This is a genomic window from Pirellulaceae bacterium (assembly GCA_019636385.1).
GTDB lineage: Bacteria > Planctomycetota > Planctomycetia > Pirellulales > Pirellulaceae > Aureliella.
In genome coordinates, this window is sequence record JAHBXT010000003.1 from 816,454 (window position 1) to 834,473 (window position 18,020).

Genomic DNA, 18,020 nt, shown 5'->3' on the forward strand with positions numbered 1-18,020 from the left:
TTGGCCTTAAGCCACTTGCCGAGCCGCACCGACTGCTGCTGATTTGAAGATGAGCGTGTCTTGGGGATCGCGGGCTGTCTTGTGGCGGCAGTTGGGCTACATTCTTGGCATGCAACCAGACAGGCGGCAAGTGACACAGGAATTGCCACTGCTTCGGGATTGGTCTGTCCTGAAAACGGCCTAAATTCGGCGTGTCGCGGTGGTTTCTATTGACCCCGTTGATCGCTGCTGGTTGTCCCGGCGTATTTTCGTAGAATGAGTGGTTGGCCGATCGGTGGCCAACGACTTTCGCTAGGATGGTTCGCAAGTTATCACGTCGTCGACATGCAGTTCTTGTATTCGCCATTAACATGGGGCTTCTTGCTGGTTGGTGTTCCCATTTTGGTGCATCTGATCAACCTGCTACGATATCGGCGACAGCGTTGGGCGGCGATGGAGTTTCTGCTGGAGAGTTACCGTCGCAACCGACGTTGGGTGTTGCTCAAGCAATGGCTGTTGCTGATGTCTCGAATGTTGGCCATGATGCTGCTGGTTATGCTGCTGGCCAAATGGGTTAGCAGTGCGCAGTGGCTCAGTTGGCTGGGAGGAAAGACCACGCATCATTATGTCCTGTTGGACGATAGCTATTCGATGGGCAGTTTGCAATTGCAAGGCGAAACGGCTTATCAGCGGGCGCTCAAGGCGTTGGCGGGACTGACTCGGGACATTGCCAATCAACCGGGCGAACATCAGATCACGTTGTTACGTTGGAGTAGAGCGGCGCTGGCCCTTGGGCAAATGCCTGCGACAGAAGCCCGGCCTCAGAATGATTCAAACCAAATTGCTGGAGACCAATCTGTTGCCCCGTCAGGCAATGCGGCTAGAAGTTTAGAAACCATAGTCGCGCAACCTCCGACCGAAGTCAGCGCTGTAATTGGGCAAATGAATCTGGCCGCAGACCTGTCAGCCCAAACCGTTCCTGGCGACCCCAGCCGGCTGCTGGATCGGCTGACAGCGACCGAGCCGACAGCCTTGCAATTAGCCCCAGAGTCAGCGATTGAACTTATCGAACCCGCCATCACGGCTCAGCCTGATGAATTGTCAATCGTCTATTTTCTGACCGACCTGAGACGAAGTCAATTTGCCGACGCTCAATCGCTTCGTCGGCGGTTGTTGCCGCTGTCGCAAAGAGGGGTTGCGATCCATGTGGTCGACTGTGCTGATTCCATGGGCGAGAATTTGTCGCTGGTATCGCTAGTTCCCGAGCAGGAAGTGTGGGCGATCGGTGTGCCGCTGATGGCCCAAGTTGTTGTGCGTAACCAGACAAGCCAACCTGCTAAGAACGTAGTGGTCAAAATACGACAAGTCAGCTATCGGCATGGTGACGTGGCTCCCAGCGCCGATCAAGAGTATTCCGGGGTCACACTGGAGCTACCGCCGGTCGTCATCGAGTCAATTGGCCCAGGCCAGTCGGTAACACGACAGTTTCAGGTTGTCTTTCCCACAGCTGGCCAACACATCATTGAAGCCACTTTGCCCGATGATGCGTTGGCGGCTGACAATCGAAGGCACTGCGTGTTGGATATTCATCAATCGCAGCGAGTGTTGTTAATTGACGGAGATGCGCTGCGCTCAAATGCCTTTTATTTTCAATCGGTCATACAGCCGGGCGAACGATTGCAGACTGGAATTAGCTTTGATCAATTCGACGCTTCGTTTTTGCGAGATGCCGCTGCAGAACGCTTGTTGGAATATGATGTTATTGCATTGCTGGACATCCCCAGACTGGATCCACAAGCGATTTCCAAATTGGAGGAATATCGCGATGCCGGTGGTGGGGTGCTGATTATGTGCGGCCCAAATACAAACCTGCAATTCGCCAACGAGCAACTGTATCGCGGCGGCGAAGGGCTGCTGCCGGTGCAGTTGCAGTCGATTGAAGAGGTGCCAGAGGTGGTTTCATCTCGCGGACCGCAAGTTGTGGCCACAGAGCACCCGATCTTGTCTCCACTGAGCAAGCTATCCAGCAATCCCTTTTTTGCATTACGGATCCGCCGCTATCTTCGCACGCTGCCTGCAACATTACAGTCGCCTGGCCTGGAGGTTGTAGCCTTCGGGCCAGACCTTGGTCCGCTGGTCATTGACAGCACGCGCGGCGCTGGCCATGTTGTCACGATCTTAACAGGCATGTCATCAGAGTGGAGCACGTGGGCTCAGGATCCGACTTTTGTGGTCATGGCGCTTCGATCCTTGGGATATTTGGGCAGTTTTCGGCGACCGCCAACCGAAGCGCCTGTGGGCACTGAACTGAAGATGGTTGTTGTCGATTCGACGATTCTGCCGCAAGGTGATATTCTTTTGCCCGGCAGCTCTGGACGCCGCATTCGGCTCCAGCGGCCCATCGAGTGGAATGCGGAGCAAACGGTCGCGCAGCTCACGCTGCCAATCGACTTGCAAGTGTCGGATCGCAATTTGCTGGATGCGGCTCTGCGCCCAGGCGTAATTGAGAGCTGGATGACGGCCAGTGACGGATCGCTGCGTTTGCACAACCAAGTTCGCAATGTCGCACCCGAGGAAGGTGATCTGGAAAGGATTGGTCATCAGGAATTGGCTAGGCAGTTTGCTGGCGTCAACTTAAAGATTCGCGATAGCGGAGCTTTGTCCAGCGGATTGAATTCGCGAGAGACATCGCAGAGCAGCCTATTGCTGTTTCTGTTGGTAGCATTATTACTGGCCGAACAAATGTTGGCTTATTCGGCTAGCTATCACGCCCGCCCCGTACGATCGGCCAAGCTGCAGATGTTGCCGAACCAGGGGGTGGGACAATGATTGCTCCGCTGGTCGATTCACTCCGAGTCATAACTCTCATAGAGACGCGCAGCCTATTTCTGGCGCAGTCGCGCGACGTTTATCAGTGGGTCCGATTAGAGCAACTTGACCAGTGGTGGCATTGGCTTTTACTGGGGCTGATCGTCCTGTTGGTGGTCGCTCATGTTGTTCAGTGGTACAAGTGGGACGGATTACAATTGCCCGCTCCGGTCCGCTGGGCGTTATTGTGGCTGCGCTTGGTGGCATTGATTGGCATACTGCTCTATTTTTTTCAACTGGACAAGCGTACCGAACAGCGTATCGTCCGCCCCTCGCGCGTGGCCGTATTGGTCGATACCAGCCTAAGCATGACCGCGCCTGGAACGCCGTCGCCATCGGGCGTGCCTGCCAGCGTGAATCGCAGCGAAGAGATGGCTGAGATGCTGACACAGTCGCCGCTGCTCAAACAATTGACTGACGGACATCAGGTGACGGTCTACCGCTTCGATCAAGCCCAACGCCCAACCGCATTGGTGGCATTGGATCGACAGAGTGCCACAGCAGACGATGTAGCGAACGAATCCGTAGCAGATTCCAGCAGAAGACCAATTTGGATCAGTCTAACGGCTGCGCGCTGGTTAGTCCTGGCTTCTACTGCTTTGGGTGTAGTTGCCGCTTTGTCGATTGCGCTGGCACTGTTAGCTCATGCGCTCGGAGCTAGCCAGTGGCGTCCTGGTCCATGGATGCTGTTGGCTGGCAGTTGTCTGGCGCCGATCGCGCTCGTCCTAGGGGCTTGGGGTGTGGTTCCAAATTCTCAGTACACGTTAGCTAGTCTCTGGAGTCTGGCTGCGCCTAAGAATGTGACCGCAGATACAACGTCAGCTGTTCGCGGAACGGATTCCCCCACCGCTCAGTCCGCCAGCGGCAATGATCAACCGGGGCTGACTCCCGCAGCAACGACAGCGATCGATTGGTCCACGGTACTGCAACCCGTTGGCGTGGAATCTAGAATTGGCGATTCATTGCGTTGGATCTTGGATCATGAGACCGGTAATCCGTTGGCTGGGATTATCTTAGTTACCGATGGCCGCAGCAACGCCGGAGTCGATCCGCGGGCGGTAGTGCCGGCGGCCCAGACTGCCCGCGTACCGCTGTACATTATTGGAGTTGGCTCCGATCAGCGTCCAGCCAATTTGCAACTCGTCGAACTGGACATGCCACGTCGTCTCTACCCTGGTGATCGCTTTTCAGTTTCTGCCCTAATCGACTCGGTTGGATTCCAGGGACAATTTGTTCAAGTGCAGTTTCTGTCGGGGCGTAAGCAGGACGATATTCAGGCGATGCAGATCGAGACCGAGGCGACAGCCCAAATACCCACGGATGGTTCATTGGTAACGGTGTCCGTTGAATTGTCACCTAAAGCCGTTGGCCAATGGAAATACATGGCTCGTATCACACCGCTGCCAGGCGAAGCACATCCAGACGACAACGCCGCGCTAGCCGAAGCGGAAGTAATCGAGCGACAAAATCGCGTGCTGATCATAGCCGGCGGTCCGCTGCGCGAGTATCAGTTTGTTCGCAATCTGCTCTATCGCGACCAAGATGTGCAGTCACATGTTCTGTTGCAGTCGGGCGATAGCGGCACTTCGCAGGAAGCTCAACAGATTCTGAGCGAGTTCCCGGCCGATCGCGGCGCCCTATCACAATACGACGCGATTTTAGCGCTGGATGCGGATTGGACTCGCGTGCCCGAAGCGGCCTTACAGGCCATGGAAAAATGGGTCGCCGAACAAGCCGGTGGATTATTGATGGTGGCTGGATCTGTGGAAACACCAAAATGGCTGGCGCGATCTGCCAGCGGCACACGCTCGCAGATTCTGCGTGATTTGTCGCCGGTCATTCTGGATGTCCGTGGAAGTGCGCTGTTGGCGGCTGGCAGAGTAGAAGGCGAGTCGACCTGGCCACTTTTGATTAGCCCCGACGGTCGTCAAACCGAGTTTCTGTGGTTGACCGATGAGCCGACTAGCAGCCTGGAGTTGTGGCAGTCATTTTCTGGGGTCCATACGTTTTACTCTGCCTATCAGCTGAAGCCCGGCGCTAAAGCGCTAGCCTATTTCTCGGATCCCACATCGGCAGCCGGTGGACAACAACCTATTTACCTGGCGAGCCAGTTTTACGGCGCCGGCCGGGTGGTCTTTCAAGGTGGCAGCGAAATGTGGCGGCTGCGCAGCTTGGGCGACCAGTACTTTGACCGGTATTACACCAAGCTGGTGCGTTGGATTTCTCAAGGCCGACTTTTATTGGACTCGGATCGGGGCGTCTTGCTCATGGATCGTGAAGAGGCGGTGCAGGGCGAGCAGGTGAGCGTTCGCGCTGTACTTAAAAACGAGCGTTACGAACCTCTGGTGCAAAGCGAAGTTGTGGCCAGGCTGGTGGATCCTCAAGGCCTAAACATTCCGCTCGTGCTCAGGCCGCTAGCTGATGGTTCTCAACCCGGCGTTTACTCTGGGCAATTTCCGGTGTTAAGCGTCGGTACCTACCGTATTCAACTGCAGCTTGGCGGCTTGTCTTCCAACGAAATCCTACGCACACAATTGCAGGCTCGCGTGCCCAAGCTGGAGTTGCAGAACGCCCAACGGCATGATGCTTTATTAAGTCAACTGGCCAACGACACCGGCGGCAGGTACTGGCCGGGAGTCGCCGCAGCGATTCAGCCCATCGAAAACGGCCAATTGGATTTGGTCGCTGCCATCGCCTCGCAGGATCAAGTCGCTTATTCCCCCGGAGTATCCGAGCGCGAGTTTCAACTGAGGTGGTTAGGTTGGCTAATGTCGCTGATCGCCAGTAGCTTATCTTTGGAGTGGTTGTCGCGACGCGTCTATCGGTTAGCTTAAACGGCGGTCGTGCTTCACAGTGTCAACAGCCACAGATTGGATAGTAGATGGACGCAAGATATCAACAGTTGGCTGAGTTGCTCATCGATTACTCGACAGAGCTACAGCCGGGCGAGCGCGTGCTAATCGAAGCGTTCGATATTCCGGAAGAGATGGTCATTGCGCTGGTGCGAACGGCACAGGCGGCCGGTGGCCATCCGCTTGTATCGCTGCGCAATAATCGTGTCATGCGAGCACTGAACGAATCGGCCAGCGAGGAGAATCTGGCGGTGTGGGCTGATTGTGACCGCTTCCGGATGGCAAAAATGCAAGCCTACATTGGGCTGCGCGGCTCGCACAATGTCAGTGAAATGTCAGGAGTCAGCAGCCAACAGATGCAGCTGGTTAGCCGCATGTACGCGCGGCCTGTGCACTTTGAGCAGCGAGTCAATCATACCAAGTGGTGTGTGCTCCGTTGGCCGACACCCAGTATGGCTCAATTGGCCGAAATGAGTACCGCAGCATTTGAGGAATTCTACTTTCGCGTCTGTACGTTGGATTATGCAAGTATGGATAAGGCGTGTTGCGTACTTCAAGCGCAGATGCAACAGACCGACCGGGTGCACATTCGTGGGCCAGGTGCCACAGACCTGACTTTCTCAATCAAAGGCATTCCCGTCAAACGCTGTTGCGGGCGTAGAAACATTCCTGATGGCGAGTGCTTCACTGCGCCAGTGCGCGATAGCGTCGAGGGCGTAATCGAATACAACACGCCTACGATTTACAACGGTCTGACATTTCACAACATACGGTTAGAGTTCGCGCGAGGTCGGATCGTGAAGGCCACGGCCGCTGGTGACTCTCAGCGGCTCGAGACAATACTGAATGCTGATGAAGGTGCACGCTACATTGGGGAATTTGCGATCGCATTTAATCCGTATATCCTGCAACCGATGAAAGACATTCTATTCGATGAAAAGATCGCCGGTTCGCTGCACTTCACACCTGGCAATTCGTACGAAGATGCGGGTAACGGCAATCGATCTGAGATTCATTGGGATTTGGTGCTCATCCAGCGGCCTGAATATGGGGGCGGCAGCATCGACTTTGATGGACAAACCATTCGTCGTGACGGCTTGTTTGTGCCAGAATCCTTGCAGGGACTGAATCCATCAGCATTAACTTCACAGTCCCGTGGTGGTCATACAGGTCAATAATGGTTACGCAAGTTGATTTGCTCATTCGCGGAGGCAACGTTGTGGGCTACGGCCCAGCCGACATCGCCATAGTGGGCGATCGCATTGTGGAGATCGGTCCAGCGATTGGAGGGCAGGCCGCCGAAACCTTCGACGCCACCGGATGCTTGGTAGCCCCGCCGTTTGTCGATGCTCATTTTCACCTGGACGCAGCACTCTCTTACGGTATTCCGGAAATCAATCGTTCGGGGACATTGTTAGAAGGCATAGCGCTGTGGAACAAGCTGAAGCCAATGCTGACACACGAAGCGGTTACGGGCCGCGCGCTGGCCTATTGTGACCGCGCGGTCGCCAACGGTATTCTGGCGATTCGCAGTCATGTGGATGTGTGCGACGAGCGCTTGGTGGCAGTTGAGGCGCTGTTAGAAGTTAAGCGACAGGTGGCCAGCTATTTAGATCTGCAACTGGTGGCATTTCCACAAGACGGATTTTACCGCTGTCCGCAGGCTCGCGAGTTAACGATTCGGGCACTCGACCTGGGAGTGGATGTCGTTGGCGGCATTCCGCACTTTGAAAGGACGATGGGCCTGGGGCGACAATCCGTGACTGAGCTGTGCGAGCTGGCTGCCGAACGTGGATTGCCAGTCGATATGCACTGTGACGAAACGGATGATCCGCTGTCGCGTCACATTGAACAGTTGATCTACGAAACGCAGCGTCTCGGGTTGACTGGCCGAGTCGCCGGATCGCATTTGACGTCGATGCATTCGATGGACAACTATTTTGTGTCCAAGCTTCTGCCGCTGATGGCCGAGGCGGGTGTAGCTGCCATCGCAAATCCGTTGATTAATATCACACTCCAGGGTAGGCATGACAGCTACCCCAAGCGTCGTGGTTTGACACGAGTCCCAGAGATGTTGGCTCACGGGGTACGCGTGGGCTATGGGCACGATTGTGTTTTGGACCCTTGGTATCCGTTGGGGGCGGCGGACATGTTGGATGTAGCCTCTATGGGGCTACATGTAGCGCACATGACGAGCCCTGATCAGATGCAGCGCACTTTTGATCTGGTGACTAAAGACAACGCTCAGATACTTGGACTGGACGATCTAGGGCTGGCACCGGGTAAGCGGGCGAGTTTGGTGGTGTTAGATGCTGCGGATGCTATTGAGGCGATTCGCTTGCGCGCCGACCGATTGTTGGTTGTCTCTCGCGGTCACATTGTCGCACGGTGCCACAGGAAAACCACACAGTTGATGCTGCCCGGCAGACCGGCTGAGATTAGCGGTAGATTTGTCAGTGGCGGACTGTGAGTGCGAGAATCAGACTTTCGAACATGCTGGCCGACTTCGATCTGAGCGACGCAAATTCAGGATGGGCTGTACAGGAACCGCGCACAGCCATTCGCTGACGCAACGGCTGGAAATTAAAACGGTGGATCGAGATCGCGGCGATTGAGCCGCCAGAGTCCGACCAGCAGACAGGTGATACCAGCACACAGCAGGAATAGCAATCCGGCCACTAGCCATGATCCGTCCGGCTGAAGCCAGTTGCTGCGCCAATTCTCGCGGTTGGTCTTGGCGGTTAGTAAAATGAGCTTTTGAGGCTGATAGGCATTGCAATAGGTGAACCAGGCTAAGAACTTCAGGCGATCCGTGGCTTGGCTCAGACCTAGTAGGACGACGTGAAACACATGGATGCCAACCGTCAGGCCGATAGTTCGCCAGCGGAAACTGTCGAAACAACTGATCATGGTTGCCAGTCCAAACACCAGAAAGCCAAACAGAAACAGATTCAATGTGGCTGGCAAGAATTGAAATGGACTGACGCGCGAGGACAAGACAACCTGCACTGTTTCGGGAGTTGCCTGCGGTAGTCCCAGGGCCCCCAACAGCGGCAGATTAACAGGTACTGGGCCAACCGCTTCCGTAACCCACACCGTGTATATACCACAGGTCATACCCAACCAATGTGCCGTAACCATCAGCAACAGTCCACCGACTGCCACCAGAATCTGAGTCCTAAGTAATTCCGCGCGGCGAATAGGCTGCGACAACAGCATCTCCATTGTCCCGCGTGACAATTCTCCGCTGATAATGTCTGATCCGCGAGCAATACTCCAAATGACGACACACAACAAGACGATGGGTTCGTCAAAATTCATGCCAATGCGGCCTTCGTAGCTAGCCAGCTGATCAAACGGAATTGGGCTGAATCGTTCAAAACGCCGAAAGCGCTGGAGCAACTCCTGCACTTCAGTGAACTCGAACAGTCCTGTTACCCACACGCGAATCCACGAAAACGCAAACAATGCCAACACGCACGCGATCAACAACGGTAACGCTTCGCGAATGGATTTTTTCAGCAGCGAACGGTTCATACGGATTCCTCCCCGGCCGCTAGCTCGTACACAGATCGAAGACCAATCGGTTCAACACGCAAATCATCAACTTGCTGGTGCGAAAGCCAATTGAGCAGCGCCACGAGCGAGCCCTGCGTTTTAACTTCAAAGCGACAGTTGCCGGCAGTCTGGCTATTCCAAGTAATCTCGTAATCCGCTGGGATATCATGCACTACGGCTGGCAGAATTCCGGTTACGCGATAATGGCGACGCAGCGACTGTATGTTCGTTACTTGAGCCAATCGACCTTTTGACAGCACAGCCACTCGATCGGCAACCTCGTCCACTTCACTGAAAACGTGATTAGAGAAAACTACGCACCTGCCCGCCTGCCGAGCTTCGAGGACCAGCTTGATTACCTCGCCCCGCGCCGTAGGATCCAAATTGGCAGTGGGCTCGTCTAGAATAATCAACTGCGCATCGATGCCGAACACAACCGCCAGCGCCAGCTTTTGGCGCATCCCGGTACTCATCAACCCAACGCGCCGCGATAGGTCCAGGTCCAGTCGCTCGGCAACTTGTTGGCTTCGCTCAAGAGACGCGCGGGGATGTAGACCCGACCAAATCCGCAGCGCGTTTTTGCCGGAGAAAGCCGGGGGTAGTCGAGCATCGCCGGGCAAGTAAGCCAGCGCTTCGCGCACAGCGGTCGTGTTGGAACTAACGTCATGATTCAGCACAAACGCGCGGCCGGAGGTAGGCTTTTGCAGTCCAACCAACATCCGCAGGAGCGTTGTCTTACCAGCGCCATTGGGACCAAGCAGTCCCAGCACTTCGCCACCGCTGGCATCCAGCGTGCAATCACGTAAGCCAACAAGTTTGCCGTAGACTTTAGTGAGCTTCTCGGTGCGCAAGATCGTCATCAGCAGCAGATTTTCCGTTCTGGCAGTGTGCAAAGATGCTTAGTGTCAGAAGCGACCTTGTTCTTAACACATCCGGCTATGCAGGCATTTGCAATCCGAGGTTTGTATCCGCAGAGCGCGAACTCTGCCAGATAGCTCTGGATTTAACCTGGCCCGAGTACAAATTTTAGCCTTGTAAGCGCTTCAGGCTAGGCATGTTCAGACATTCGGATGCGGCATTTTCACCACGCCTGTGCCGCCTTGGAAACTCTAAGTGCTGGCTTACCAATCTAGCAATGGATTTCCCGCGACTTGGAGCGGCAAATCCACTGCGCCGCCTTGTCGATGAGATTCAAAAGCAGCCATGATCATTTGGATGGTATTGCGAGCTTCATACATGCTGCACTTGGGCTGGCGATCTTCTTGAATGGCCTGCACCAAATCTTCTATCACAACCGGATGCGCGCCGTCGTAGCCTGTACTTGTTAGTGTCTCAGGTTGGTCCAGACCACTCGAGCTGATTGTTCGCCAATGGGCTTGGCTGTTGGCAGTGCTCCACGTTGGGTCTTCCAGCAAATAGGCTGGGACGCCATAGCCTGAAGCAATTTGTATCACGCCTTTTGTTCCCACAATTCGCAGACCAAATCGACTCGGCGATCCACCGGCATTCTTGCGAGAACTCCAAAAACCGAGGACTGTGCCCGCAAATTCGTACATGGCGACGAGTTGCGTACCGGCGAGCGGACCGAGCCCTTCGTTACCTTCGTGAACTGACCGGGCGGTTACGAGCTGATCGTCATCCCATAAGGTGGCATGACAACGAATGGGAGCACCCGCGATAGCGTGCATCGAGTCCAGGACGTGAGAACCCAGTACCCAGAAGTCCTCACCGCCACCACGTGCGTCTTCTTTACCGCGCCCATGCAATTCGAGCACATCGCCAATCGCTCCTTCGGCAATTAACTTCTTGACAACCGCCAATTGGGGAGAGTACCGGCTAATGTGAGCCACTGCCAACTTAACATGTCGCATCTCACAGGCCTGAATGATCTCATCAGCCTGGTTCAAATTCTGACAAAACGGCTTTTCCATGTACATGTGGCAGCCGTGTTCGGCGCAGGCCAGGGCGATGGCGTGGTGCTGGTCTGCCCACCGAGGAGCCACGGCAACAATTCGTGGACGTTCCCGTTCCAGCATCTGCCGGTAGTCGTCGTAGCCACGCCGCGCTCCCGTGCGCTGAACCGCTTTGCCTAAGCCTTCAGGGACCGGGTCGGCCACTGCGACAACCTGAAAGTTTGGCAGTTGTTGCCAACAGGTATCCAGCCCGTGGCCGTAGTCCCCTCGCCCCGTGTGACCGATGATTGCCACTGAATACTGCGACACGACAACTCCTGTAAATTGAGGTATTCGATTGCGCCCGACGTGCCAATTCACACAGATCGGGGACTGGCCCAATGCCCAGACCGATATTCGCGATGCATCAAACCACTAGCTGGCGGGTCGTCGACAATGGTATGTTGCAACGGATCGTAGCGAATCACACGACCGATGCGCGCTGCAATATTGCTCAAGTGTACAATGCCGGCTGATAGTCGCCCTGCAGCGATGTCTGCGTTGCAAGTCGTTGAATCATCGCGAATCGCTTGTAAAAAATTGTCGTAATGGTCGGACAGTTCGGGCCGCCCCTCACGTTGGGCTCGTAGCTCATTGCGTGGACCATACAGCTTCCAACCCACGTTATGGCCGATGACCACATAGCCATCCGTACCATAGAAGGCAGCCCCGTTTTCGTAGCCTTCTTGCACGTAGGGACTCCAAATCCGCTGTTCGAAAATCAATTGTCGCGTACCACGAGGTGCTTGCGCATCTTGAAATTCCACTACCGAGTATTGCGTATCAGGAAACTGCTGGTCATCGTCGAAGAAACACTTGTTACCGATGCAGGTCACGCTGCTGGGAAAGTGGCTCACGCCCAGTCCCCACACGGCAACGTCGATATCATGCACCCCATCATTGCCTATATCACCGCAGCCGAAGTCGTACCACCAGCGCCACGTTCCATGCAATAGATTTGCGCGGTACGGTACAGGTTGTGCTGGGCCAAGCCACAAGTCGTAGTCTAAGTCTGGCGGTGGATCGGCAGATTGAAGTCGTCCAATCGATCCACGTCGTTGACTGTTCCAGGCTTTGGCAACCAGCACTTGACCGATTTCGCCGTGATGCACACGACGAATTGCCTCGCGAACGCAGTCTGAACTGCGGCTCTGCGTACCGACTTGCAACTGCTTTCCCGAACGAGCAACAGCTTGCTCCAGCAACTGCCCTTCGTGCAAATTGTGGCAACAGGGCTTCTCCACGTACACATGTTTGCCGGCTTGAAGTGCTAGTATGGCTGCAGGCGCGTGCCAGTGATCTGGTGTGGCGATCCATACCGCTTCGATTTTGCGATCGTCCAGCACCCGCCGCATATCGGATGTCACTTGAACGTCGTGACCGGACAACTCACGTGTCAACGCGGCGGCGGCTTGTAGACGACTGTTGTCAACATCACACACCCAGGCTATGTCAACATCGGACCGCCGAGCCAATTGACGCAAATGATTCATCCCCATACCGCCCGCACCAATCAGAGCTATCGGCAGACGCTGCTGAGAGTCTGCAGCTATCAGCGTCGTAACGCCGCCGAGTGCAGCGCCGACCCCGGCAGCGTTGCGCAAGAACTCCCGGCGTCTCGGTGGCTTCGCGGACACGCTGGATGTTGGTAACTGCTGAGACATGTCGGTTCTCCTAGCGCGGATGTGTTGTCAGGGCTAATGCCTTGCTATGATACAGCATATGAGAGCAGATCCGGTGTTGGCTCTGGAACAATAAGACAAAATCGACGCTGGAGCCTAATAATTCGCTGAGAATACATCCGTTTCAGGTGCCCCTGTCTGCTACCCACCTTGATTTCGCCGCATTTCGCTTTGGAATCTGCGGCGCATGAGATGATCGTAGCAGGCTGGTGCAAACCGAGTCATAAAATAGGATAATTTGCCAAGGGGCGACAACACGATCTGTCGGCGATTGCGGACGCACGCGTGATAGATCGACTGGGCAACGTAATCGGCTGACAGCACGCCACCGGTTGTTGAACGCGCAAAGTCGATTCGCGAACCATCCCCTTTGAGTCCACGCGATGCGAATTCGGTTTCCACAAATGATGGACAGACCAACGTCACGCGCACTCCCAAGTCTGAGAGTTCACCACGCAATGTTTCGAAAAAACCGTGCACAGCATATTTGCTGGCACAATAGCCGGTACGGCCAAGCAGCGGTGCAAACCCCGCGATACTGCTCAACACTACAATGTGTCCCCGACTGGCCAGCAGCGGCTCAATGGCTGCTTGGGTTAAGGTGACGGCACCAAAAAAATTGACTTCCATGACACGGCGGTAGACTGCCAGTTGCGTCTGCAGGAACGAGCTGACCTGAGTAATACCCGCGCAATGGATCAACACATCTAAGCTTCCATGCCACTGAAGAACTTCAGAAACCAATCGCTGGCAGGCCTCTAGGCACGTAACGTCAGTCTTAAAATCGCGACAGTCGATTCCAGTTTGGCGCAGCCTTTTGGAATGAGTATCCACATCGGCTGCATTGATGTCAGCCAGCGCGATATGCGCGCCGGCTCTACCGAATCTCTCAGCCACTGCTAAACCAATGCCACCCGCGCCACCAGAGATCAAGACTATTTTTCCGGCGTACTTACTCATGAGTGATTGGACCTGCACTGGAGATAGTAACGGAATACCTGTTCCGTAGTCATCTGCGGAACATAGCCGAACTCTCGCTTCAATTTCTCATTGGAGAGCACTGGCCGGTAACGCAAGAAATCAACCTGCTCGGGACCGAAGTGTGTTAGCCCAAGAGCACGTAGGCTCCACAGAATCGCACCGAGTGTTCGCGGTGATAACTCGATTAGAGCTTTATTCTGAATGGCGGCCATCTGGCGCATCGTCAGCACACCATCTGCGGCCAAGTTGAAGATACCAGTGGCCCAGCGCTGTATGCCCAGCGCAATACACTGTGCGACGTCTTGATCCCAAATTAGTACAAACGGCACATCACTGCCCTTGATGCTCAGTAGACGGCGACGGTCAAAGAGTCGCGTAATGGCGTTGTGGGTGAACTGACCAAGAATCGTTCCAGGCCGAAAGATCAACTGTCGAAGCTGGCTGTCCGAACGTCGGTATTTGGCCAGCAGCTCCTCGACTTGACGCTTGTGGTCCGCGTAGGCGAAAGATGGATTACCACGCAGCGGGCAGTCTTCGGTCAAGGGCATTGGATTATCGGCGTAATACCCGTAAGCGGCACCGCTGGAGGTGACGACCAACTGCTTCACGTTTGCTCTGAGGCAGGCTTCGATTACGTTTCGCGTTCCTAAAACGTCAACCGAGTATTCGAATGGTCGCTGTTTCGGGCCTCCTGGATGGACAATGGATGCCAGGTGCACCACCGTATCGACTTGTTCTTGCCGCAAGAGATTCGCCAGTTCCACATCGCGCACGTCGATCTGGCGGTAGCTGGCGGCTTCCAGTCGCTGTGGTTGGCTAGGACACCGTATATCGGCACACACGACATGCGAGAACAGTTCGCGTTGCTGCAAAAGTCGGCTGGCGACTTCACGACCGAGATAGCCTGCGCCGCCCGTGACCAGGACTCGACGTGTCTGTGGACTCATGGAATTGCATTGGCCGGTCGACGCGACCAGAAGAGTGCTAGCGGCAAGCCCGTCAAGATATGCCAGATGCCCCACCACCCGGCAATCAGTGCCATGCCCCCCAGGCCACTGAAAAACGTAAAAATGAGAGACAACCCCAGAGCTGAATTCTGAATTCCTACTTCGAGTGCTAAGGCCCGACGATCTTGCTCAGGCAAGCCAACGGCTGTGCCGCTGAAATACCCAAGACCCAACGCCAACGCATTTTGCACAGCCACAGCCAGGGCTATCCAGCCAATCCATTGCCAAAACAGATGGAAGTTGCGCGAAAACACGAAGCCTACAAAACAAACGAAGAATAAGATGGAAAAAATCTTTAGCGGACGATGTAATCGATTGGCCAATTCCGGCAGCGCTCTTGCGCACAGCATCCCGGCGACCAAGGGCAATCCTAGGATGACGGCAATCGTCCCCAACAGATCGATCGGCTCCAACCGAACTTGCTGCAAGATGGCCGCCGTATCGCCTCGCAGACCGCCCCAAAAAGCCAGATTCAGGGGAGTCATGACAATGGCCAGGGCTGTTGATACCGCCGTCATCGTAACCGACAGCACGGTCGTTCCACCCGCCAAGTGAGTCAGGAAATTCGACAGATTGCCGCCGGGGCAGGCTGCAACCAAAATCATCCCTAGCGCCAAGCTGGGTGAGACCTGGAGTGCAAAAGTCAACAGAAAGCTCATAGCAGGCAGCAAAACGAATTGGGCCAACAACCCGACAAACGGTGCCAACGGAGCCTCTGCAATGCGCCGAAAATCAGCAGGCCGCATATCGAGCGCGACTCCGAACATGATGAGCGCGATAACGCCGTTGAGCAGTCCTAAGCCACCGCTGTCAAATTGCAATTGAGCGTCATCGATGGACATGCTGAAACACCTAGCCGTAATGGCTCAAACAACACTGTTGCCATAGTAGGCTGGCGTGCACTTGAAACGACGCAATTTGAGAGCACGGTATCATCGTCCACTGGGTTCCTGGTGCATTTTCTTAAACTCCAGCAAACTTGGCGCCCACATGTGCCGGACTGGATCAACGTCTACGTGAACTACGGTACAGCGACCGGAGGCCAGAGCGCGCTCAATAGCTGGACGGAGCTGATCGGTGTGACTGACCCGTTCGCCGTGCGCCCCCATCGCCTCCGCCACCCGATCAAAGGCAATTTCATCAAAGTCGGCGTTAATGGTCTCCTCTGGTCCGAGCGACTTGCGGATCAAGGTTTTGATGGGACGGAGTGCGAAAGATTGGTTCATTTTGACCATCCCCCACTGCTTGTCGCAGCAAACAAGATAGATAACGGACAAGCGGTTGCGCACAGCCGTCTCGATCTCTTGAATGTTAAAGCCCATAGCGCCATCGCCTATGATGCAATAGACTTGACGGTCGGGATGAGCCACTTTGACGCCCAAAGCTTGGGCAACTCCGGCACCCAACATTCCAAACTTGGGGGTTCCCAGCACGGTCATTGGCGTGCGAATCTGGTGATAAAAGTTCCCCCACACCGCTGTGTTGCCGCCGTCAATGACATAAAACGCGTCGTCGCGAAACGTCTCTTGGCAGGCGCGCGCAACGTGGGCGGCTGTCAGTGGTGCGTCAGATTGCTTCCACAGACTATCCAGTTTGTCGCGCTGTTGGTGTTGCAGCTGTTGGTATCTGGCAATGGCTTGGCGTCGCGCCGCCAACTGCTTTTCGCCGATTCTGTCAGCTAACAGGTCGACTAATTGCGTAAGAAACAGGCGAGCATCACCCAGGATGGCCAGATCCACCGGCTTGTTCAAGCCGAGAATCTCCTCGTCGATGTCAACTTGAATGTGTGTTTGTTGACTTGGCTGCCGCCAATGGGGTGCCTTGCCCCACCAATCCGTTTCGCCGATCCTTGAGCCAAGGGTCAAAACGCAGTCAGCATCGTTTCGGACCTGATTGTTTAGCGCCACGTAAATCATGGGAATGCTCAGCGGACTGCTTTCGGCGATGGCTCCCCGAGCTGCCCAACTGGTGGTCACCGGTGCCTGCAGCGTTTCGGCAAGCCGGGTCAGTTCGCCGGCAGCCAGAGCATGCACGATGCCGCTGCCTGCATGAATCATCGGCATTTGAGCCTCAGCCAGCAGTTCGGCAGCTTGCCGCACCAATTGCGGATCGGGAACAATCGGTGAGGTGCGACGGTACGATTCGGGCCGGGGAATGGGAGCGATTAACTGCTTTCCATTCAGGATATTTTCCGGGATATCCAAATGCACAACACCTGGCCGGCCTCGATAAGAAATACGCAGTGCCCGCTTCATCAATTCCAGAATGCGGTCTGGCGATGGCACTACACCACTCCACTTGGACATGGCCTTGATCGCACCGACTTGATTGAAGTACTGATAGCTACCCCCGCGATCGGGATAACCAATGCCGGATCGGCGTGTGCTGGTGAGCACCAACACGCGATTGCCTTCGCCGTTTTCTACTGCGATGCCGGGCAGAACATTTGCAACCCCCGGTCCGTTGCTGGCCATACACACTCCTAGGCGACCGGTCGTTCTGGCGTATGCCGCCGCCATGTGAACCGCACAGGCCTCGTGGCGAGGACTAATCAGTTGAATCCCGTGCTTGCCCAACGAAGAGTACAAACCGAAATACGTTCCGTCGATAATTCCGAATACGTGCCGCACGCCCTCGGTCGCCAACATGCGAGCGACAGCATCACCACCCAGCATTCGTTCCACTACGTGACCCCCAATGAATACTAACGCACTGCAGGCAGCACTAGAGCTGTCAACTCTCGGTAGATGCTGGTTTGAGGCACACGACTATCGACAATGGATAACCCGCCAATGCTGCGGTTGCCGTACATTGTATTGGCTTCATCTATCTGGCTGGCGAGCATGCGGACTATGGAGATGCAGACCAGCCATGCTTCATTTTTTGCTGTCATGATGTTCAGCAAGAGCAACAACGAAACTCGAATAGAAAACGTTACTCAGTGGTCAAGCGGAACTACACCAATGGGTCAGATCGCCTTGATCAACTCCCTCTGTCGCACGCAATTAGGCGGGCAAAGTATACCTTATGGCCGACTTACCGCAACGAACTTTTCCATAAGCCAATTGCGCTCTCCAGGATATTTCTTCCCTAGGTGACCACTCCAGAGGTTGTGGCGCCGAGTACGGTTGAGTGCGGGCC

At 55.1% G+C, this 18,020-nt stretch carries 13 protein-coding genes; 4 read left to right on the plus strand and 9 right to left on the minus strand.

The genetic code is table 11. The features are described 5' to 3' along the window. Positions 1-255: 255 nt before the first annotated feature. The 4 genes from KF752_13865 to KF752_13880 are packed head-to-tail and all read left to right on the plus strand — an operon-like array spanning position 256 to position 8,169. Complete coding sequence (locus KF752_13865) at positions 256-2,808, plus strand: BatA domain-containing protein (GenBank protein ID MBX3422635.1); 2,553 nt, start codon at positions 256-258, stop codon at positions 2,806-2,808. After that, positions 2,805-5,681 carry a VWA domain-containing protein gene (locus KF752_13870; protein ID MBX3422636.1) on the plus strand — a complete coding sequence of 959 codons (2,877 nt, stop codon included), beginning with the start codon at positions 2,805-2,807 and terminating at the stop codon, positions 5,679-5,681. The genes KF752_13865 and KF752_13870 overlap by 4 nt, the downstream gene beginning before the upstream one ends. A gap of 47 nt (positions 5,682-5,728) precedes the next feature. Continuing rightward, positions 5,729-6,877: an aminopeptidase gene (locus KF752_13875; protein MBX3422637.1), complete on the plus strand. Its 1,149-nt coding sequence runs from the start codon at positions 5,729-5,731 to the stop codon at positions 6,875-6,877. Then, the gene (locus tag KF752_13880) at positions 6,877-8,169 is read left to right on the plus strand and encodes an amidohydrolase family protein (GenBank protein ID MBX3422638.1); all 1,293 of its coding nucleotides are present in this window, start codon (positions 6,877-6,879) and stop codon (positions 8,167-8,169) included. Before KF752_13875 ends, KF752_13880 begins: the two co-directional genes overlap by 1 nt. Positions 8,170-8,282: 113 nt before the next feature. On the opposite strand, the gene KF752_13885 is transcribed toward KF752_13880, so the two are convergent. The 9 genes from KF752_13885 to KF752_13925 form a co-directional block, all read right to left on the minus strand. Continuing rightward, positions 8,283-9,236 carry an ABC transporter permease subunit gene (locus tag KF752_13885; protein MBX3422639.1) on the minus strand — a complete coding sequence of 318 codons (954 nt, stop codon included), beginning with the start codon at positions 9,234-9,236 and terminating at the stop codon, positions 8,283-8,285. Then, a complete protein-coding gene (locus KF752_13890) occupies positions 9,233-10,117 on the minus strand; it encodes an ABC transporter ATP-binding protein (GenBank protein MBX3422640.1) in 885 nt (294 codons plus the stop codon). The genes KF752_13885 and KF752_13890 overlap by 4 nt, the downstream gene beginning before the upstream one ends. 261 nt (positions 10,118-10,378) lie before the next feature. Beyond that, entirely contained in the window at positions 10,379-11,479 is a 1,101-nt protein-coding gene (locus tag KF752_13895) for a Gfo/Idh/MocA family oxidoreductase (protein ID MBX3422641.1), read from the minus strand. A 47-nt stretch (positions 11,480-11,526) separates the two neighbouring features. Next, positions 11,527-12,873, minus strand: coding sequence for a Gfo/Idh/MocA family oxidoreductase (locus KF752_13900; GenBank protein ID MBX3422642.1), 1,347 nt, complete (start codon positions 12,871-12,873; stop codon positions 11,527-11,529). Between the two features lie 159 nt (positions 12,874-13,032). Then, the gene (locus KF752_13905) at positions 13,033-13,851 is read right to left on the minus strand and encodes an SDR family oxidoreductase (GenBank protein MBX3422643.1); all 819 of its coding nucleotides are present in this window, start codon (positions 13,849-13,851) and stop codon (positions 13,033-13,035) included. Continuing rightward, entirely contained in the window at positions 13,848-14,819 is a 972-nt protein-coding gene (locus KF752_13910; GenBank protein MBX3422644.1) for an SDR family oxidoreductase, read from the minus strand. The genes KF752_13905 and KF752_13910 overlap by 4 nt, the downstream gene beginning before the upstream one ends. Next, complete coding sequence (locus KF752_13915; GenBank protein ID MBX3422645.1) at positions 14,816-15,721, minus strand: bile acid:sodium symporter family protein; 906 nt, start codon at positions 15,719-15,721, stop codon at positions 14,816-14,818. The genes KF752_13910 and KF752_13915 overlap by 4 nt, the downstream gene beginning before the upstream one ends. Positions 15,722-15,811: 90 nt before the next feature. Then, positions 15,812-17,563, minus strand: coding sequence for a thiamine pyrophosphate-binding protein (locus tag KF752_13920; protein ID MBX3422646.1), 1,752 nt, complete (start codon positions 17,561-17,563; stop codon positions 15,812-15,814). Between the two features lie 20 nt (positions 17,564-17,583). Further along, positions 17,584-17,772 carry a hypothetical protein gene (locus tag KF752_13925; protein ID MBX3422647.1) on the minus strand — a complete coding sequence of 63 codons (189 nt, stop codon included), beginning with the start codon at positions 17,770-17,772 and terminating at the stop codon, positions 17,584-17,586. Positions 17,773-18,020: the final 248 nt, after the last annotated feature.